The sequence below is a fragment of the Neobacillus sp. WH10 genome (assembly GCF_030123405.1).
GTDB lineage: Bacteria > Bacillota > Bacilli > Bacillales > Cytobacillaceae > Neobacillus.
Genome location: NZ_CP126110.1, coordinates 3,857,806 through 3,878,168 on the forward strand (window position 1 = coordinate 3,857,806; position 20,363 = coordinate 3,878,168).

Sequence of the window (20,363 nt, forward strand, 5' to 3'; positions counted from 1 at the left end):
GAGCAGAGCTAAGCTTCACTTCATTCATTATCTAAAATGTACATTTTCCTCTCAGCTTGAATATACTAATTAGCTTTTGCGACGCTCCGCCCCTTTTCCTAAAAAAATAAGTACTTCATTGTTCACACTACTTTGGTAAAATATAATGAGATACCCTAAAGCATGATGAAGGTGAAGACAAAATGAGAAAAAGATTTGGAATAGATATTGATGGTACCGTTACATGCCCAAAATCCATAATACCGTTTATTAATAAAGCATTTCGTATGAATATTTTATATGAGGATGTAAACCAGTATGAATTAACTCCATTTGTGAATGTTTCTGAAGAAGTGTTTGCAAAATGGTTTACTGAAAATGAACCGATAATATACAAAGAATCACACCCTGCGCAAGGGGCTGTGAACGTACTTAAAAAATGGAAACAAGACCATGAGTTGTTTTTTATCAGTGCACGCGGTCCCCACTTACTTGCTGTCACGGAAGAGTGGTTCTTTCAGCACGGATTGACCTTTCATCAAATGGAATTAATCGGCTCACACGATAAAGTGGAAACTGTAAAAAAACATAAGGTGGATATCTTTTTTGAGGATAAACATGATAACGCCGTAATGATTCATGAGGAGTGCCAGATACCTGTTATATTATTTGATACACCATATAATCAGGAGCCAATTCCTAAAGGTGTCATTCGCGTTAAGAATTGGAGAGAAGCTAATATCTGGGTAGAAAACTGGTTAAAGCAGGAAAAGAAAAAACGTGAAGCATCTGTCACATTCAACTAACATTTAAACAGCTTGTGCGGGACGCGCACAAGCTGTTTTTTAATGGCATTCCGGACAGCGGCCGTAAATCTCGAATTTATGCCCGGATATATCGTATCCTTTTAAATTTTCACTTAATCCATCCATTGGACATGTATCAATTTCTTTTGTTTTTCCACAATCTAGACAGATAAAATGGTGGTGATGGTGGTGTCTTGAACAAGTAAAGCGGAAGTGTTTTTCACCAGATAGCTCTGTCATTTCCAATATCCCCATATTTACAAACAAAGTTAGGTTTCGATAAATGGTGTCAAAGCTCAAACCTGGATAATCATCCTTTAATTGATCAAGAACTTCCTTTGCCGTTAAATACTTATCGCTATCTGCAAATAATTGGAGCATATCCTCCCTTTTCCCTGTCTGTTTAAATCCATTTTCCTTTAAGTATTGAATTGCTTCATGTACGTTCACTTTGCTTTTCACCACCTATAGCACTTGTAAATTTATTATAAAAGATCATTAATACTAAAATGAGGACGGAAATCATGACAATCGTTCCACCAGGAGCAAGGTCAAGGTAATAGGCTGAAAAAAGCCCTCCGAGCACAGAAATTTCACCAAAAAGGATAGAGAAAAAAATGGTCTGTTTAAAACCTTTGGCAATTCGAATACTTGCAGCAACTGGTAATGTCATTAAAGAAGAAACTAACAGAATCCCGACAATTCTCATTGAGGCAGCAATGACAAGGGCAACCATGACAATAAAAATGAAATGAATACTTTTGGCTGCAATGCCAGATGCCTTTGCGTGCTCTTCATCAAAAGAAAGTAAAAATAGCTCTTTATACAACATAATAATGACTGAAATAACCACAATACTAATAATAAAAATAACCCATAAATCCGTACGGCTAACGGCGGACACGCTGCCAAATAAATAACTAAATAAGTCAGTGTTAAATCCATTAGCAAGTGAAATAAATATGACCCCCAGCCCAATTCCACTGGAAAGAATAATGGGTATAGCTAATTCCTGATAGTGCTTATAAACCCCTCTTAGTTTTTCAATGAACAACGCTCCCCCTACTGAAAACACCATCCCTAGATAAAGGGGATTTAAGCCAGCCAATATCGTAAACTTTCTTTCAATAAGGAGGCTCGCTGCAATTCCAGCTAATGTCACATGGCTAAGGGCATCGGCAATCAGCGAAAGTCTTCTAACTACAATAAAAACCCCCAGCAGCGGGGCAACAATCCCGATCAGAATCCCTGTTAAGAAGGCATTTTGTAAAAATTCATAATGAAAAATTCCCTCAATCATTTTACAACGCCTCCCTGTTCGTGATGATGGGTAAGCAAATGGACTTCATGACCATAAATTTTAGATACGCCATCTCTGTTAAGCTGCTCAAATTCTGCTGTTTCTCCATGAAAGTGCAAATGTTTATTTAAACAGGCAACATGAGAGACCTTATCAGAGATCGTACCAATATCATGTGTAACCAATAACAGAGTAATTTCTCGCTTTTTATTTAACTCTTCTAGCATTTGATAAAAGGAATTAACATTTTCCGCATCAACACCAACAGTTGGTTCATCTAGAATTAGGAGACTTGGTTCACTAACAAGGGCACGGGCAATAAAAACTCTCTGCTGCTGTCCCCCAGAGAGATCACCAATATTTCTGCTTCTAAACCCCTTCATTCCCACTGCATCTAAGGCTTCGTTTACCTTTGTTGAATGTTCTTTTTTAAAAAACTTAAACAGGCCTAACTTTTTGGTTAATCCACTTGCGACCACCTCAAATACGGTTGCCGGAAAACCAGTGTTAAAGGAATTAGCCTTTTGTGATACATAACCAATTTTTTGCCAATCTTTAAATTTATTTATTTCCTGGCCAAATAAAAAGATATCCCCTTTTTGAGGTTTTAATAAACCTAAAATTAATTTTAATAGTGTTGATTTCCCAGACCCATTAGGACCGACAATCGCCAAAAAGGAGCCATCTGGTATAGTCATATTAATATTCTCAAGGACTGTGTCCTTTTCATAACGATAGAAAAGATGTTTTATTTCAATAATTGATCGCATAATTTGTACTCTCTCACCTTTAATTATAAGAATCATTCCGATTTAACATCAAGTAGTATACAATAGGAGTTTCTGATTGTAAAGGATGAAAAACTGAACATTAACTACTCGCCCACTCTAATTCTATTGTCACACTCCTGTTCCTTCTTCATACATTAGCATGGAGGAGTGGTGAGGGTGAAAATATTTGAAAACATCATTAATCATAAAATTAACACAATAACTGCTGAAGAACTGATAAAGTATGCGAATCAGTTTGATATTGCAGTTAATCGGCAACAGGCTAGGAAAATCGCCGAATACTTACGTGGTAAAAATGTTAATATTTTTGACGACAAAGAGCGTGCCCAATTAGTAAAACAAATTGCTAAAGCGGCTGGGCCGGAAACTGCACGTGAAGTAAATAAATTATTTATGCAATTTACAAAACAGTAAGAAAAACAAAAGCGCCCAGTCCTGGGGCGATAATGCCCCCGAGCAGGCGCTGGATCTAGAAAGAAAAAGCTGTGCAAAGTGGTCTTACCCCTGTCAAGTAGACAACATAAAAAAGCTAAGCTGCCAACGCGTGTCGATATTCAATCGGCGCGCGTTGTTTTAGTTTCTTTTGAATACGTTTGTAATTGTAATGATAAATATAATCCTCAATCGCTTGTCGTATCTCCACTTCTGATTTACACTGTTCAATATACAACTTCTCTGTTTTGAGATGCGAAAAGAAGGATTCAATGCAAGCATTATCCAGGCAGTTTCCTTTGCGAGAGTGGCTGCCCTTAATGCTGTATGCTTCTAATCGATTGTTGTATCCCTTAGACGTATACTGAAAGCCTTGATCCGAATGGAGAACAGCTTCAGCTACGTCTTTTTTCTTTGTCCATATTTCTACTGTATTCAAAACAAGTTCAAGGTCGTTTCGTTTCGAAAGTTCCCATGACACAATCTCATTATTAAATAGATCTTGAATTACCGATAGGTAATAGAATTGCTTACCATCTGAGACATATGTTATATCCGTTACCATTTTTTGATTAGGTCCTGTTGCCTTAAATTTTCTCTTTAGGCGATTCGGATGGATTACGGATGGAGTATGACCATGGCGCTTTCTTTTCTTTCGGATGACAGACTGGATGTTCATTTCTTTCATCAATCGGTACACCTTTTTATGATTAATCTTATAATCATTTTCCTTTAACAAATAGGTCATACGAGGGCAGCCAACTTCGGGATGAAGTATATGAATGCCCATCATGTGTTCACATATATCTTGGTCTTGTTTTGTTCTTTCATCGCGTTTAAATTGAGTGGACCTCCATTTATAGTAGCTTGCTCTTTTAATATAAGCGATTTCCAATAACCATGTGATTGGATAGACATCCCTTAATCCTTCTATGATTTCATACTTGCTCTGTTGGGGGATTTCTCCTCCTTTACTAGATTTGGATACTGCTTTTTTAAATAATCCACCTGTGCCTTTAGGTAATCTCTTTCTTCTTCTACTGACTTAAAATTAGTACGAGGTCGACCTTTTAATGGATTAGACACTCCACTTCGTTCTTCAAATTTCTCTCCCTTTTCCCACTTCTTTACCCACACTTTTAGTTGAGTACAGTTTAAAATTCCTAACTCATCCGCCAATACTTTATAACTTTTAGATCCTTTTACATATTTCATTACAGCATTTAATTTAAATTCATTTGTATACCTTTGAAATTGTTGTCCTTTTTTAGCCATAGAAATATCCCCTCCAAGTATTAGTGTAACACCCACGCTATACACATGGGTTTTTTACACTGTCTACTTAAAGGGGATAATATCAAAGGCACAGCTTTTTCTTATGATTGCATAATTTGATCTAGCAGATTGTCATTGAACTTCTGTTCGCGAAGCATGTTAATTTCAAATTGATATGGAGCTTTTTTATTGTTCTTATCTTCACCGACAAAAGGGGTTTCTAGGATTTTAGGCACGTCTATTAGTTGTGGATGATGAACAATATAGTTAATTGCCTTAAAGCCGATATGACCAAAGCCGATATTTTCATGCCTATCCTTTCGCATTCCTACAGCATTTTTACTATCATTAATATGAAGTACTGTTAATTTATCAAGGCCGATAATTTTATCAAACTCATTTAAAACACCGTCAAAGTCTTCGACAATTTTATAGCCTGCATCATGTGTATGGCATGTATCAAAGCAAACTGATAGCTTATCACTATAGTTTACGCCATCCATAATCATCGCCAATTCCTCAAACGATTTTCCACATTCCGAGCCTTTACCGGCCATTGTTTCCAATGCAATTTGTACCTGTTCTTTGCCGGTTAATACTTCATTCAAACCCTCGATGATTTTCTTAATTCCCGCTTCCGTACCGGCACCGACATGAGCACCAGGATGAAGAACGATTTGTTTTGCGCCAATGGCCTCTGTTCTTTCAATTTCACTGCTGAGGAACCTAACACCTAATTCAAAGGTGTCAGGATTGGTAGTATTACCAATATTAATGATATAGGGAGCATGGACAACAATTTCTGAAATCCCGTTTGCTTCCATATGTCTTCTTCCTGCTTCAATATTTAGATCTTCAATTTTCTTTCTTCTTGTATTTTGCGGTGCCCCTGTATAGATCATAAACGTATTGGCACCATAAGACACTGCCTCTTCACTTGCAGCAAGCAGCATTTTCTTTCCGCTCATGGAAACATGTGAACCTATTTTCAACATTCCGTTTCTCTCCCTTCACCAATTACTTTTTTCTTTGGTCTATTTTTCTTTGTCGTTTTTTAATTTTATCCATTTCCCATTGCATTTTCTTTTTATAGCCTGGTTTTACTTTCTGTGGTTTCTTTACCATAGATTTGGCTTTTTTATCTGCCTCGTCCTCTTTCCTTACCCTTGTCTTTCTCTTATTTCGTTCATCTGCTTCAACGAATTCGTTATTTTTCAGATCGACATACTTAAACTGAATCCCCATTTTTTCTAAACGGTTTAAGGCGTCTTCATCAGAAATTTCATAAACCGTAAGCGCAATCCCCGAATTTCCTGCTCGCGCAGTTCTTCCCACCCGATGGATATAAAAATCCAAGTCAGATGGAAGTTCATAGTTAATAACATGGCTGACCCCTTCAATATCAATCCCTCGTGAAGCAAGATCGGTGGCAACGATATATTGGTATTCTAAATCCTGAATCTGCTTCATCATTTTTTTCCGCTCACGCGGGTTTAAATCTCCATGGACACGGCCGACCTTTAAACCTTTTTCATTTAAAAAGTTGGCAACCTCCTCAGCCATCTTTTTTGTATTGGTAAATACAATTGCAAGATAAGGATTGTAGGCAAGCAATGCATCATGAACTAGTTGTTTTTTATTGCGATGCCTTGATGGCAGCAGAAAGTGCTCTAAATTTTCAGCAGCTTTTCTTTTGGATTCAATTTGAATTGTCTTAGGATTTTCCATATATTTTTTAAGAAAAGGTTTTAATTTCTCTGGAATGGTAGCTGAAAAGACTAGCATCTGCAGTTTTTCCGGCATTTTAGCAGCAACCTGATCCACATCTTCAATAAATCCCATATCCAGCATCATATCGGCTTCATCTATAACAAGAATATCCGAGGTATGAACGAACAGTGCTTGGTCAATCATAAGATCTTTAATTCTTCCTGGGGTTCCAACAACAATATGTGGCTGTATTTTCAATTTTTCGATGGTCCGCTGCTTGTCTGTTCCGCCAGTATAGCATCTGGCCATGATTGGGCTATCAGGGTTACATTGCTCAGTTACTTTCAGGATTTGTTGATAGATCTGCGATGCTAACTCCCTTGTCGGTGCAGTAATGACAGCCTGCACCTCTTGACGCTTCGGATTAATTTTCTCGAGGATCGGTAACACATAAGCAAATGTTTTCCCTGTTCCCGTTTGTGACTGACCAATCGCACTTTCTCCTTTTAATACTAACGGGATCATCCGTTCCTGAATTTCAGTCGGCTCATAATATCCAAACTGATTCAGTGATTCTATTATAAAAGGTTGAAACTTAAAACGTTTAAATCGATTTTCTTTCATATAATAGCTCCTTATTTTAAAAATAATCTAGTGATTATAGTGTAGTTTACTTCCCATAGCAAGAGCTTCCACTTTACTCCCGCATCATGTAATTATAGTAAAAATTCGCCTAAATAACCAGCTAACTTTCCTTTTATCCTCATCTTTTACTTTTTTTCCTCTTTTTAAAAACTAAATTTAGTTTCTTCCTTGTGTTTAATACCTAAACATAATTAGGGTAGATGCATACTTTAATGTATCAAGGATTGATGAAAGGAGGTGGTAGGGATGCAGCCAAGACCAAGAATGCCTATGCAAGGCAGGATGGGTCCAGGTCTGTTTGGCGGCAGAGGCTCAATGATGGGAGCTGGAGGGAATCCATTTGGCGGAATGGGTCCGATGATGAGGCAGCAAACGGGCCCATTTGGCGGAGGGAACCCTTTGATGCGGTCTATGATGGGACCCGCACAATCGAACCGGGGCGGCGGTGGTTTACTTTCGAGACTACTCGGAAGAGGAGCTCAAGCTGGAGCTGGCAGCCAGGGAGGAATTATGGGAATGCAAGGAGCAGGAAGAGCAGCAGCAGGAGTCGGCGGTAGCGGCAGCGGCGGCGGCTTACTCCAATCCTTAAGTAATCCAGGTGGATTATCGGGAATTTTAAATAACACCCAGAATGTATTAAAAACTGCTCAATCAATTGGTCCGATGGTTCAACAGTATGGCCCAATGGTCAAGAATCTTCCTGCGATTTGGAAGCTGTATCGGGGCTTCAAAAATGCATCAAATAGCTCGGATTCGACTTCAGAAAAAACAACCAAAAAGAAAGTATCAGTTGCGGAAGAATCTTCAAGCAATGAATCAACTGATATTCGAACTTCTCAGAAAAATACAAACCGGAAAAAAACTCAAAATACAAGTACAGGAAAAAAGAGACAAACGCAAAGTTCTAAGCGTAGTAGTTCATACCAAAAAGGGAGCTCGATACCTAAAATGTATATATGAGCAGGAGAATGCTGGGGCCACCGGCATTCTTTTAATTTTCAGGAAACTACACAGGAAGAATGTATCTTTGTATTATAACTATTAGTTTTATATAATAAATACATAGACTATAAGGAAAGCGGAAGCAGCCCGTTAGAAGTGTATGGACTAGAACGCTCTGACTGCCAGAAAAGCTGTAACGCCCTGCACAGGCGCTAGACAACGTGGTGAACGAAATCGAACCGATGTTGACTCATCGCAGAGAAGAGAGCGAATTCCACTAGCCGCTGAAGCAGATAGTTATCAAAGTTCAATATAGGGGGACTTAATATATGCAAATTATTAAAATTTCACCACGCGGATACTGTTATGGTGTTGTGGATGCTATGGTCATCGCAAGAAATGCCGCATTAGATAAAACACTGCCTCGTCCTATCTACATCTTAGGGATGATTGTTCATAATAAACATGTTACGGATGCCTTCGAGGAAGAGGGGATCATTACCCTTGACGGAAAAAATCGAAAAGATATTCTCGATAAAGTAGACTCTGGTACGGTTATTTTTACGGCCCATGGTATTTCTCCAGAGGTAAGAGAACTTGCGAAGAAGAAAGGTCTTGTAACAATTGATGCAACATGCCCTGATGTTACAAGAACACATGACTTGATTGAAGAGAAAACAAAACAAGGATATCAAGTCATCTATATCGGTAAAAAAGGCCATCCAGAGCCAGAGGGCGCTGTTGGTGTAGCACCAGGTATGGTTCATCTTGTGGAGACTCCAAATGATGTAGAAGCATTAACGGTTGACAATGAAAAACTCATTGTCACAAATCAAACCACTATGAGTCAATGGGATGTTGCTGATACTATGAAAAAGGTACAGGAAAAATATCCTCATGTCGAGGTTTATAATGAAATTTGTCATGCAACACAAATACGTCAAGAAGCAGTAGCAGAACAAGCAACCTCAGCAGATGTGACTATAGTTGTCGGTGACCCAAAAAGTAATAATTCCAATCGTTTAGCTCAGGTTTCAGAAGAAATTGCTGGAACTAGGGCCTATCGTATTGCCGATATTACTGAATTAGAAATTGATTGGATTAAGGATGCAAAAAATGTTGCAGTTACATCAGGTGCATCAACCCCAACCCCAATCACAAAAGAAGTTATTACGTTTCTTGAACAATTTGATCCAAATAACGAAGCAACATGGGAACGCAGAAAAAAGGTACAACTTAACAGAATATTACCTAGAGTAAAAAAGACTGAGGAATAAAGAGCAAAGAACCGCGTCAACTTTGACCGGTTCTTTTCATTTAGGTTCGATTTAAACATTTCGGAAAAAACTGAGGGCTTCTGGCCTTTTCCTAAGAGCTCTTTATGCGGTACGGAGCTTTAGTTTCTCGCTTTTTTGGTCGCTTAGAGCTCTTAATAGAGACCTAGCGCTTCGGTTTTTCACCTTTTTCGGTCGATTAGAACCATATAGAAAACTTTTTTATCGGTTTCACAAAACTCTATATAAATTGAAATGGGTCAGTGTTTACTTCTGATGGAAAAATGTCGACTTCATAACCTGATTCATGGCACAACTTTTGTAAAGCTGATGCTAGCCCTTTTTTCATTACTTTTTCGACGTTATGACCGGGATCTATCATATTCAAGCCTTGCATCATGGCATCATGGGCGGTGTGATAATAAATATCCCCTGTTACATACACATCTGCCCCTTTAAACTTGGCATTCATGAAGTATTTGTTGCCATCTCCGCCTAATACAGCCACCTTTTTTACTTTTGAGGTTAAATCACCCACTACACGTACTTTTTCCACTTCAAGTGCTGTTTTCACCTTTTGTGCAAATTCTGCAAGAGTCATTTCACTGACTTTACCAATTCTGCCAAGCCCGAGTACTTCTCCTTTATTATCCAATGGATATACATCATAGGCTACTTCTTCGTATGGATGCGCCTTAATCATAGCGGTAATTGTTTTTTTTAATAATGGTTCCGGAATAATTGTTTCAATCCGAACTTCATCCACTTCTTCTAACTTGCCAGCTTTACCCAAGTATGGGTTAGTATTGTCACCCGGCAAAAACCTGCCAGTTCCATTGGCAGAAAAAGAACAATGACTATAATTACCAATAAATCCAGCCCCTGCATTGCCAAGGACTTGTCTAATCTCTTCTGCATGGCTGGCAGGGACGAAAACGACTAATTTCTTAAGCTTTGTATCGAAAGTGGGCACAAGCACCTCTGCTTCTTCTAACCCTAACGCAGCTGCCAGCAGGTCATTAACCCCGCCCTTTGCTACATCAAGATTTGTGTGTGCGGCATAAACAGCAATATCATGTTTAACTAATTTTCCAATCATTTTACCCTGTACCGTATCTGTCAGCAAATTTTTAAGCGGCCGATAAATAATTGGATGGTGGGCGATAATGAGCTGGACATTTTTTTCGATTGCCTCATCGATCACATTTTCCAGTACATCAAGAGCGATCATAATCCGTTCTATCTTTTTGTTTAATCGACCGATCTGCAAGCCAATCTTGTCACCTTCCATTGCCAGCCCTTTAGGCGAAAACTGTTCAAATAGGTGGATAATTTCATGACCATTTGGATTCTTCATCTTGAATTACCTCCTTCACTAGCTTTATTTTATGTAATAGCTCCTGCTTTTTTTCGATTGTGTCAGGGGTTTGTACTGCGTTTTCAAGCTGTTGATAAATTCGCTGCAAATTTTTCTTTTCATTGATCCATTTTTTCTTAAAAACTGCATTCCGCTCTTTCACAAGATAAGGTCCTAATAATAAGCCTTCTTCTAAGCTTTGACCATATGGTATCAATGGGTCTATGGCATCCTTTCCTTTTTCTGCAACTAGTACTTCATAAATTTTTCCATCTTCTTCGAGTATTTCTTCAGTCACAAGCATCCAGCTATTGTCTAATAGCCATTGCCGGATGGAAATAGCACTGATATTAGGCTGTAAAATCAGCCTTTTCACAGACCCTAGCTTGTCTTTTCCCTTTTCTAAAATACTTGTAATTAAGGCACCGCCCATCCCAGCAATCGTTACATATTCTACTTCTCCAGGCTTAACCACATCAAGCCCGTCACCTAATCTGACAGAAATAATTTCAGATAATCCTTCCGATAAAACATTCCCTTTAGCAGATTGATATGGTCCAACAGCTACTTCTCCTGCTACAGCATATGTAATACCGATATTCTTCGCTAAAAAACAAGGTAAATAAGCATGATCAGAACCTATATCGACTAATATTGCACCCTTAGGAACATAATTTGCAACGGTTGCTAACCGTTTTGACAATCTATCTGAATTCATCAAAAAACACCACACTTTTTCCAACTTATATATGTATAGTATAAAAAAGACCCTTTACAGATGCAAAGGGCCATAGATAGAATAGTATAACTTTAACATTGAAACCTGTCAAACGAGTACACATGGCAATCTCATATTTCTTAAACTTACTTTAATTTAGAAACCCACTCTGCCATTGCGTCTATTTGTTCTGCTTTTACAAGACCTTGCGGCATACCTGTACCTTTACCATTAGTAAGAATATCCTTGACTTCATCTTTTGATAAACCAGTACCTTTTAATGAAGGACCCACTCCTCCTTGGTATTGATCACCATGACAGCCGATACAAGTAGATTTATAAATATCTTCTGGATTTGATGCGGCAACTTCTGTTTTTCCCCCACCTTTACCTTCGCCCTTATCTTTGGCTACTTCTTTCATATCCCCAAGACCTTTGAAAGATAAGAAAAACACTAGGACAATTCCAAAAACAAAGACGAGAATGTAAGGAATTACCGGATTTCGATTCATGATATAACCTCCCTTATGTACGTACCCCTTTAATTAAATTAAACTATACCTGCAAACAATTACTATTTTACTTGAAAAAGAACAGAAGGAAAAGCCCTAAACTTGTTTTATCACTATAATCTTTATAAAAATGATAAAAGAGGCGAAACAAAGTGAAAATTACACTTATAGCTCCTCCTCTTGGTATCTTCCCCTATTTACTTATTAACAACCAATTAATCGTGAAATAACCATTCTTTGAACTTCCGATGTACCCTCACCAATTTCAAGCAGCTTTGCATCACGCATCATTCTCTCAACATGATATTCCTTCATATAGCCGTATCCTCCATGAATTTGCACAGCTTGATCTGTTACTTCCATACAAATTTCTGAAGCATACAATTTACACATTGCAGCTTCTTTTGAAAAAGGTCTGCCTTTGTCTTTTAACCATGCTGCTTTATACACCATATTTCGTGCTAATTCAATTTTCATTGCCATATCCGCGAGCTTAAATTGAATTGCTTGAAAGGAGGAAATCGATTTGCCGAATTGCTTTCGTTCCTTTGCGTAGGCAAGGGCCTTTTCATACGCTCCTTGAGCAATGCCTACAGCCATTGCACCAATCCCGATACGTCCACCATCAAGCGTAATTAAAAACTGTCTAAAGCCCTCTCCACGCTTCCCTAAAAGATTTTGGGCAGGCACTCTTACATCTTCCAATACAAGCTCCGTCGTATTCGATGAATTCAAGCCCATTTTTTCATAATTATCAATGACAGTAAAACCATCTGCATTTGTTGGGACAATTATCGCACTAATTTCCTTTTTACCGTCTTTTTCACCAGTCACGGCTGTTAAAGCTAAATGCTTAGCAAAACTTGCATTGGTAATAAAACACTTATTACCATTTATAACATATTCACCGTTTATTTCTTTGGCAGTTGTTCTTGTGCCCCCTGCATCTGAGCCGGCATTTGGTTCCGTTAATCCAAATGCCCCAAAAGATTCTCCTGTACAAATAGGAGTTAAATATTTTTGTTTTTGCTCCTCCGTTCCAAACAAATAAAGAGGTGCTCCGCCTAAAGAAATATGGGCAGAATAAGTTATTCCGGTCGAGCCGCATACTCTGCTTAATTCTTCCACAACAATGGCAAAGCTAACCGTATCTGCTCCTCCACCTCCGTATTCTTCCGGAAAAGGCAGTCCCATAATTCCCATCTCTGCCAGCTTCTTAAATACCTCTACAGGAAATTGCTTAGTTCTATCACGTTCTAAAGCACTAGGTGCAACTTCTTCATCCGCAAACTGGCGTATTGTTCGTTTAATCATTTCTTGTTCAGAAGTTAAATCAAAATTCATTTTCATCCCCCTAGAGCATCATTGTATACGCTTTCTTTTTTATTATAAGAGAAGTTATCTAAATTTCTCAACATTTAAAAATTTTTAAAAGATTATATTTTATGAGTACAATAAAGCATCTTTACTCTGGGAATAAAAAAATTGAACGATGCTTAAATCCTATTAGCAAAGCAGACATTAGGTTCAATACAAAAATAAAATATCGAAACTCAGCAAAAAAAATCTGATGGATGTTTGCAAAATGAGAGACAATTCAGTAAAATAAAGAAAAAATACAGAAAGTGCTTTCATTCCATTTAAATGGAATAGCAAAAAAAATAGTCTACTCCTGTTAAGAAGTAAACTATTTGTAAGAGTATTTTATTCTAAGAAATCTTTTAAGCGTTTGCTGCGGCTTGGGTGACGTAATTTACGCAATGCCTTCGCTTCAATTTGGCGAATACGCTCACGGGTTACGCCAAAAACTTTACCAACTTCTTCGAGGGTACGAGTCCGGCCATCATCCAAACCAAAACGCAGGCGAAGGACATTTTCTTCGCGATCCGTTAAAGTATCAAGGACATCTTCGAGCTGCTCTTTTAATAATTCATAGGCAGCATGCTCAGATGGAGATGTTGCATCTTGATCTTCAATAAAATCTCCAAGGTGTGAATCGTCTTCTTCACCAATCGGTGTTTCGAGTGAGACAGGTTCCTGGGCAATTTTCAATATTTCTCTAACCTTATCAGGTGTTAAATCCATGTCCTCACCAATTTCTTCAGGTGTTGGTTCGCGGCCAAGATCCTGTAGTAATTGACGCTGAACACGGATAAGTTTATTAATGGTTTCAACCATATGCACAGGAATTCGAATCGTTCTTGCTTGGTCAGCAATTGCCCGTGTTATCGCTTGACGAATCCACCATGTTGCGTAGGTACTGAATTTAAAGCCTTTACGGTAATCAAATTTCTCAACGGCTTTTATAAGACCCATATTACCTTCTTGAATGAGATCAAGAAATAGCATTCCACGTCCTACATAGCGTTTTGCTATACTTACAACAAGACGGAGGTTTGCTTCGGCAAGACGTCGTTTTGCTTCTTCGTCGCCTTCCTCAATCCGATTGGCCAGTTTAATTTCTTCCTCAGCGGAAAGCAAGTCAACACGACCAATTTCTTTTAAGTACATACGTACCGGATCATTAATCTTAACTCCTGGTGGAACACTAAGATCATTTAAGTCAAATTCTTCGTCATCTTCTTTTGCTAATTTTTTAATATCTGGGTCTTCCTCATCATTATCACCGACCAATTCGATACCTTGATCACCTAGGAATTCTAAGAATTCATCCATTTGCTCAGATTCTAATTCAAAATTAGCCAGCTTTTCAGCAATATCATCATAGGCAAGGACACCGATTTTTTTACCCAGCTCAGTTAACTGGTCTTTTACTTGTTCAAGGGTTAATTCGTTTTCAACCTCTTTTGAACGGGCTGATTTTTCAGCAGCCATATGTCCCCCTCCTTCCAGAATCAACGACACTAAAATGGAATTTAAAGTAATTTACGTAATTGATTGATTTCAATACCAATTGCAGCAGCCTTTCCAAAGTCACTTTGCCGCTCTGCTTCTTTTAGTTCCACTTCTTTTTCTTTTATTTTTAACAATTTTTGATAATTCAACACCTGTTTGATATAATCAGTTAATTCTTGGTTGCTTACCTCATCATTTATCGACATCATTTCAATGTTAGCAACCATTCTTCTAAGATTATCATCTTGAATATAGGTTAAAAAAGCACTACTTTCTGGTTCCAAATGATCTTCATAAAATCCTAACAGATATGTTATTATTGCCTGATGTTCATCATTATTAAACGTATTCCCTGCGAGTAATTCCTGAACCTTATAAGTCACATCACGATTTTTAAGCATATGGGCAATTAAACATCTCTCTGCCATATAATGTGCGGGCTTTAATTCCTCCACCGGCTTTGTGGTTACCAAAGGTTTGTGAAAAGACTCATTTTTTCCATTTGACTTTCTTTTTTCAGCAAAGAAAAGCTGCATTTGCTGCTGCTTTAAAGCATCTAACGAAAGCGAAAATTCCGCTGCAAGCTGCCTTAAATAATGATCCCTTTCAACAGCTTTATTCAATTGGCTGATTTCTTTAATTATCACTTCGATATATGCAAGCCGATCTCCTTCATTCTGAAGATTTTTTCCCCTTCGAAAATAAAGAAATTTAAACGCCATCCAGGTTAAACTTCCACCAATCACTTCATTACGGAATTTATCAGCACCATCTTTTTTGATATATTCATCAGGATCCTGTCCATCAGCCATCATGGCTACCTTAATTTTAAAACCCGCTCCATGAAGATGGTTACCTGCACGGTAAGCAGCTTCTATGCCTGCTTTATCTGAATCATAACAGATAGTAACGGATTGAACGCTTTGACGCAAAAGGGCTATATGTTCATCTGTCAAGGATGTCCCCATTGTGGCAATACCATTCTCCACTCCTGATCGATCTGCTGCAATACAATCAGCAAAACCCTCAAATAAAACAGCATGCTGCAATTTTTTGATACTTGGCTTAGCCAACTGATAATTATATAAAATTTTACTTTTATTAAAGATTGCTGTTTCGGGACTATTTAAATATTTTGGCTCTTCAGCCCCTAGTGATCTCCCTGAAAAAGCAATCGTATTACCATGCCGGTCAAAAATGGGAAACATAATTCGATCTCTAAATCGATCGAAAAACGTCCCATCCCTTTCTCGTTTGATAATTAATCCGGCTTTCTCCATACATTCAGGTGAAAATTCCCTTTTAGAAAGGAATTTACAAACAAAATCCCATGAATTTAATGAATAACCAATTTGAAACTTATCAATCGATTCTCGGGTAAAGCCTCTTTCCAGTAAATACTCTAATGCATGCTGACCTTCTTTTGTATTTACTAGTAAATGATGGTAAAATTTCCGTAATAGCTCGTGAGCATCAAGCATGGATTGAAGCTCATTGGAAACTTTTTTTCCACCATGTGCTGAAGATAAATTAATTTCTAGGTCGATATTTACCTTCGCTGCTAATTTAATGGCTGCCTCTTGGAATGATATTCCTTCTAGCTCCATTAAAAAGGAAAATACATTTCCCCCAGCTCCGCAGCCAAAGCAATGGAAAATTTGTTTGTCAGGTGACACTGAAAATGATGGGGTGCTTTCACCATGGAATGGACATAATCCGAAGTAATTTCGCCCCTGTTTTTTCAGTTGAACATAATCGCTGATTACCTCGACAATATCAACAGCCTGACGAATTTGGTCAATCTTTTCTTCGGCAATACGGTCTGCCATGAAAACAACTCCATTTATACTACAGGTATTCGGCAGGCAATCATTAAATTCCTGCAAATTTCGACAAAATTTTCGTTAATTTTGTCATAAATCTTGCTCGATCCTCGGATAGAAAAGGCTTTGGTCCTTTTCCGTAGACTCCCCTTCTCCTTGCCATAGCATTTAAGAACCGTAAATCAAGGGCAGTCTGAATTCCACTTTCCTCAAATACAACTCCCTTTGGGGATATAACATGAACGCCCTTTAGCAGTAATGTGGATGCAAGTCCGATATCCTGCGTTATGACAATATCTCCATTACCCGCATGGTTCATAATGTGTAAGTCCGCGGCTTCCTTTCCTGAATCAACATATTTCCAAGTAGCATATGTACTTATGTCTTTCACATGATGATCATAGGAAGCAATAAAAAAAACTTCAACGGAAAATTTGGAAGCAATTTCGACAATCTCCTTTTTGACGGGGCAAGAATCTGCATCGACAAAAATAGCCGGTATGCTTTTTACATAAGTATTAATTCTACATCACTCCACATATTCCTTCTTAAATAGCTAACTTTTATAAAAGGAATTATGTCGAATTTTTTTAGGGTCCCTGACTTGACATCTAACAATAAATAGTTTATTCGTTCCCATGCAACTCTAAACCTAAAAAGATATATTTTTATCACAATTTTTTATTATAGTATATTCATTATCATTTTGCCATAACTTTTTCTTATTTTTTTCACATAGTAAAACACATAATCAAATGATTATGTGTTAGGATCTGCCCTTTTGAATATAATTTAAGATGACATTTGCTGTTTCCTCTACCGCCTTGTTAGTCACATCTATAACCGGACAATTTATTTTCTTTACGATATTTTCAAAAAAAGATAACTCTTCTCTTATCCGATCAATATTTGCATAACTTGCTTGATCATTTAATCCTAAAGAAATCAATCGCTCCCGTCTAATATTGTTTAACTTTTCAGGACTTATTTTCAATCCAAAGCATTTCTCGATGGGAACCTGATAAAGTTCTTCTGGCGGATCCACTTCAGGGACAAGAGGAACATTTGCCACTTTTAAACGTTTATGTGCCAAGTACTGTGATAAAGGCGTCTTGGAGGTTCTGGACACCCCGATTAATACTATATCTGCCTTTAAAAGCCCTCTTGGATCACGCCCATCATCATATTTTACCGCAAACTCGATGGCTTCTACCTTTTTAAAATAATCCTCATCAAGCTTCCTCACAAGGCCTGGTTCACATAAAGGTGTTTTCCCGCTATAAATCTGAAGTTGGTCCATTACTGGGCCAATTAAATCAACAGCAATGATTCTTTCCTCTTCTGCTCTTTCCTTTAAATATGTACGCATTTCTGGTTTGACTAATGTGAAGGCCACCATCCCTTTATCATGCGAAACAAGTGATAACACTTCATCGATATGTTCCTTATCCTCAACATACGGAAATCTTTTTAATATCATACCAGAACCATTAAATTGGCTAATCGCCGCTTTTGTAACTAATTCTGCTGTCTCCCCAACTGAATCAGATACAACATAAATGATAGGCAAACTCATTCTCCCTCAACAGCTCCTCATAAAAAAATCTACTACTTACTCATCACCTAATGAAACAAAGGCTTTTGTGATGTTTGTTTTCGTGACTCTGCCAATTACCTCATAACCTTTTTCTGATTTTTTAACAACCGGCAAGGCATCAATTTGTTTTTCTATTAATTTCTTTGCAATATCGATTAATAAATCTTCCCGTTCACACATAGTTATGTTTGGCATTCTTGTCATTATAATATTGACAGGTATACTTGAAAGCTCCTGTTTTCCAATACTTGCTCTCAGCAAATCCTTTCTTGAAAGAACCCCGACGAGGCTGGAGTTTTGATCAACGACAAATAATGTTCCTACATCCTCAAGGAACATCGTGCAAATAGCATCGTAAACAGAAACATTTTCATTTACGACTACAGGAATGGACTGATAATCTTTGACAAAGATTTTCTGCAGATTTTCCGTCAATAACTGTGCTCCCGATTTCCCCGTATAAAAATACCCGACACGAGGTCTTGCATCTAGAAAACCAGCCATCGTTAATATTGCAAGATCGGGTCTTAACGTCGCCCTAGTCAAGCTTAATTGATCCGCAATTTGTTCTCCCGTTATTGGACCATTTTCTTTCACTATTTGCAAAATATGTTCTTGGCGTTTAGTCAGTTCGATTGTCCTCACCACCTTAAAATACCCATTAACTATTTTAATTACTTTATAAAAATATTATATACTACTTAGTTTTTATTTGAAATGTATTCAATTCCATCTATAAAGAAAACTCGCCGATTGACGAGCCCCTAAGGGCGAAGACAGAGGCGTAGTTGCACTTATGCGTTAGGAAAGTATAAATTTAAAAATTAATACTTTCCTAATAGCTAAAAAAAGGTACGGAAATCCGTACCTTTTCAAATGTGCTAGCTTCAGCGCCTGGAGCTTCCGCTTTTCATTTTAAAATACTATTTTTTCTTGTAAAAAGCTGACCAGTTCTGTAATTGAGATTCGTTTCTGTTCCATTGTATCCCGATCTCTAACGGTAACCATGTTGTCTTCTTTTGAATCAAAATCATAAGTAATACAGAATGGTGTTCCAATTTCATCATGGCGGCGATAACGTTTACCGATAGAACCAGCTTCATCATAATCAACTGTGAAATATTTTGATAAAGTAGCAAAAACCTCTTTTGCCTCATCAGACAGCTTTTTCGATAAAGGAAGTATAGCTGCTTTAAATGGTGCCAGGGCTGGGTGGAAATGCATCACCGTTCTTGTCGTACCATCTTCAAGCTCCTCCTCATCATAGGCATCAATTAAAAATGCGAGGGTAACCCGGTCAGCACCAAGTGATGGTTCAATACAGAATGGTACATACTTCTCATTCGTTTCAGGATCAAGGTAATGGAAATCCTCACCTGAAAACTCCATATGCTGTTTCAAATCATAATCCGTTCTCGAAGCAATACCCCATAATTCCCCCCAGCCAAATGGGAACTTAAATTCAAAATCAGTAGTCGCATTACTATAGTGCGAAAGTTCATCTTCGGAGTGATCGCGCAGCCTTAGGTTTTCTTTTGTAAGGCCCAATGATAATAACCATTCTTTGGCAAAACCCTTCCAATAGTCAAACCATTTTAGTTCTTCACCTGGCTTACAGAAAAATTCAAGTTCCATTTGTTCGAACTCTCTTGTACGGAACGTAAAGTTACCAGGTGTAATTTCATTACGGAAGCTTTTTCCGATTTGAGCGATACCAAAAGGCAATTTCTTTCTCATCGTACGCTGCACATTTTTAAAGTTAACGAAAATACCCTGAGCTGTTTCAGGTCGAAGAAAAATTTCATTGGTGCTAGATTCTGTTACGCCTTGGAAAGTTTTAAACATCAAATTGAACTGACGGATTCCAGTAAAGTCATGGCTGCCACAGTCAGGGCAGGTTATATGATGTTCTTCGATCAACTCTTCCATTTTTTCGAATGGCAATCCATCAACAATCATTTCCATCCCTTTATCATCAAGAGCATTTTCAATTAATTTGTCAGCGCGATGACGAGCTTTACAATTTTTACAGTCAATCATTGGGTCATTAAAGTTACCGATATGCCCAGATGCTTCCCATGTACGGGGGTTCATCAGGATGCTTGCATCCAACCCAACATTGTAAGGGGACTCTTGAACGAATTTCCTCCACCAAGCTGCCTTTATATTGTTTTTAAATTCTACGCCTAAAGGACCGTAATCCCAAGTGTTTGCAAGCCCTCCATAAATTTCAGAACCCGGAAAAATAAATCCTCTGTGCTTTGCATGAGAAACAATTTGATCCATAGTTACATTCATCTTTTTTTACTCCTTTTCTATTAATAAAGAATACTCGCCGATTGGCGA

The 20,363-nt window shown here is 37.9% G+C and carries 21 protein-coding genes; 4 read left to right on the forward strand and 17 right to left on the reverse strand.

Annotated elements, in window-relative coordinates:
- The first annotated feature begins 182 nt into the window (after window positions 1-182).
- Window positions 183-785 carry a 5' nucleotidase, NT5C type gene (locus QNH20_RS18730; RefSeq protein WP_283919488.1) on the forward strand — a complete coding sequence of 201 codons (603 nt, stop codon included), beginning with the start codon at window positions 183-185 and terminating at the stop codon, window positions 783-785.
- Between the two features lie 39 nt (window positions 786-824).
- Here the strand turns inward: QNH20_RS18730 and zur are convergent, their stop codons facing one another.
- Genes zur through QNH20_RS18745 form a run of 3 tightly spaced genes read right to left on the reverse strand, consistent with a single transcriptional unit; the run spans window position 825 to window position 2,855 of the window.
- Window positions 825-1,235 carry a zinc uptake transcriptional repressor Zur gene (zur, locus tag QNH20_RS18735; RefSeq protein WP_283919489.1) on the reverse strand — a complete coding sequence of 137 codons (411 nt, stop codon included), beginning with the start codon at window positions 1,233-1,235 and terminating at the stop codon, window positions 825-827.
- Window positions 1,222-2,085, reverse strand: coding sequence for a metal ABC transporter permease (locus tag QNH20_RS18740; RefSeq protein WP_283919490.1), 864 nt, complete (start codon window positions 2,083-2,085; stop codon window positions 1,222-1,224). The genes zur and QNH20_RS18740 overlap by 14 nt, the downstream gene beginning before the upstream one ends.
- Window positions 2,082-2,855 (reverse strand): metal ABC transporter ATP-binding protein, encoded by a 774-nt coding sequence (locus QNH20_RS18745; protein ID WP_283919491.1) that lies wholly within the window; start codon window positions 2,853-2,855, stop codon window positions 2,082-2,084. Before QNH20_RS18745 ends, QNH20_RS18740 begins: the two co-directional genes overlap by 4 nt.
- Window positions 2,856-3,032: 177 nt before the next feature.
- On the opposite strand from QNH20_RS18745, the gene QNH20_RS18750 reads away from it, so the two are divergent.
- Window positions 3,033-3,290 carry a DUF2624 domain-containing protein gene (locus tag QNH20_RS18750; protein WP_283919492.1) on the forward strand — a complete coding sequence of 86 codons (258 nt, stop codon included), beginning with the start codon at window positions 3,033-3,035 and terminating at the stop codon, window positions 3,288-3,290.
- A 115-nt stretch (window positions 3,291-3,405) separates the two neighbouring features.
- Here the strand turns inward: QNH20_RS18750 and QNH20_RS18755 are convergent, their stop codons facing one another.
- The 4 genes from QNH20_RS18755 to QNH20_RS18765 form a co-directional block, all read right to left on the reverse strand.
- Entirely contained in the window at window positions 3,406-4,269 is an 864-nt protein-coding gene (locus QNH20_RS18755) for an IS3 family transposase (RefSeq protein WP_481858100.1), read from the reverse strand.
- Entirely contained in the window at window positions 4,239-4,583 is a 345-nt protein-coding gene (locus QNH20_RS27120; protein WP_481857980.1) for a transposase, read from the reverse strand. Before QNH20_RS27120 ends, QNH20_RS18755 begins: the two co-directional genes overlap by 31 nt.
- Window positions 4,584-4,684: 101 nt before the next feature.
- Window positions 4,685-5,578, reverse strand: coding sequence for a deoxyribonuclease IV (locus QNH20_RS18760; protein WP_283919493.1), 894 nt, complete (start codon window positions 5,576-5,578; stop codon window positions 4,685-4,687).
- Window positions 5,579-5,600: 22 nt separating this feature from the next.
- Window positions 5,601-6,917 (reverse strand): DEAD/DEAH box helicase, encoded by a 1,317-nt coding sequence (locus QNH20_RS18765; RefSeq protein WP_283919494.1) that lies wholly within the window; start codon window positions 6,915-6,917, stop codon window positions 5,601-5,603.
- Between the two features lie 267 nt (window positions 6,918-7,184).
- Between QNH20_RS18765 and vrrA the strand changes: the two genes are divergently transcribed.
- Together vrrA and QNH20_RS18775 are read left to right on the forward strand one after the other, a co-directional pair.
- A complete protein-coding gene (gene vrrA, locus QNH20_RS18770) occupies window positions 7,185-7,898 on the forward strand; it encodes a VrrA/YqfQ family protein (protein WP_283919495.1) in 714 nt (237 codons plus the stop codon).
- Window positions 7,899-8,209: 311 nt separating this feature from the next.
- Window positions 8,210-9,157 (forward strand): 4-hydroxy-3-methylbut-2-enyl diphosphate reductase, encoded by a 948-nt coding sequence (locus QNH20_RS18775; RefSeq protein ID WP_283919496.1) that lies wholly within the window; start codon window positions 8,210-8,212, stop codon window positions 9,155-9,157.
- 238 nt (window positions 9,158-9,395) lie between these two features.
- Here the strand turns inward: QNH20_RS18775 and QNH20_RS18780 are convergent, their stop codons facing one another.
- The 10 genes from QNH20_RS18780 to QNH20_RS18825 all read right to left on the reverse strand — a co-directional run bounded on the left by QNH20_RS18780 (window position 9,396) and on the right by QNH20_RS18825 (window position 20,315).
- Window positions 9,396-10,511, reverse strand: a complete 1,116-nt coding sequence (locus tag QNH20_RS18780) for a Nif3-like dinuclear metal center hexameric protein (protein ID WP_283919497.1) — start codon at window positions 10,509-10,511, stop codon at window positions 9,396-9,398.
- Entirely contained in the window at window positions 10,489-11,229 is a 741-nt protein-coding gene (locus tag QNH20_RS18785; protein WP_283919498.1) for a tRNA (adenine(22)-N(1))-methyltransferase, read from the reverse strand. The genes QNH20_RS18780 and QNH20_RS18785 overlap by 23 nt, the downstream gene beginning before the upstream one ends.
- Window positions 11,230-11,375: 146 nt before the next feature.
- On the reverse strand, window positions 11,376-11,741 hold the full coding sequence (cccA, locus tag QNH20_RS18790; RefSeq protein ID WP_283919499.1) for a cytochrome c550: 366 nt from the start codon (window positions 11,739-11,741) through the stop codon (window positions 11,376-11,378).
- A gap of 204 nt (window positions 11,742-11,945) precedes the next feature.
- Window positions 11,946-13,085: an acyl-CoA dehydrogenase gene (locus QNH20_RS18795; RefSeq protein ID WP_283919500.1), complete on the reverse strand. Its 1,140-nt coding sequence runs from the start codon at window positions 13,083-13,085 to the stop codon at window positions 11,946-11,948.
- Window positions 13,086-13,445: 360 nt separating this feature from the next.
- On the reverse strand, window positions 13,446-14,576 hold the full coding sequence (rpoD, locus tag QNH20_RS18800) for an RNA polymerase sigma factor RpoD (protein ID WP_283919501.1): 1,131 nt from the start codon (window positions 14,574-14,576) through the stop codon (window positions 13,446-13,448).
- A gap of 41 nt (window positions 14,577-14,617) precedes the next feature.
- Window positions 14,618-16,426 carry a DNA primase gene (dnaG, locus tag QNH20_RS18805; RefSeq protein WP_283919502.1) on the reverse strand — a complete coding sequence of 603 codons (1,809 nt, stop codon included), beginning with the start codon at window positions 16,424-16,426 and terminating at the stop codon, window positions 14,618-14,620.
- Between the two features lie 43 nt (window positions 16,427-16,469).
- A complete protein-coding gene (locus QNH20_RS18810) occupies window positions 16,470-16,922 on the reverse strand; it encodes a YaiI/YqxD family protein (RefSeq protein WP_283923449.1) in 453 nt (150 codons plus the stop codon).
- A gap of 264 nt (window positions 16,923-17,186) precedes the next feature.
- On the reverse strand, window positions 17,187-17,996 hold the full coding sequence (locus QNH20_RS18815; protein WP_283919503.1) for a pyruvate, water dikinase regulatory protein: 810 nt from the start codon (window positions 17,994-17,996) through the stop codon (window positions 17,187-17,189).
- A gap of 36 nt (window positions 17,997-18,032) precedes the next feature.
- Window positions 18,033-18,665: a transcriptional regulator CcpN gene (gene ccpN, locus QNH20_RS18820; protein ID WP_283919504.1), complete on the reverse strand. Its 633-nt coding sequence runs from the start codon at window positions 18,663-18,665 to the stop codon at window positions 18,033-18,035.
- A 267-nt stretch (window positions 18,666-18,932) separates the two neighbouring features.
- Window positions 18,933-20,315 (reverse strand): glycine--tRNA ligase, encoded by a 1,383-nt coding sequence (locus QNH20_RS18825; protein ID WP_283919505.1) that lies wholly within the window; start codon window positions 20,313-20,315, stop codon window positions 18,933-18,935.
- Window positions 20,316-20,363: the final 48 nt, after the last annotated feature.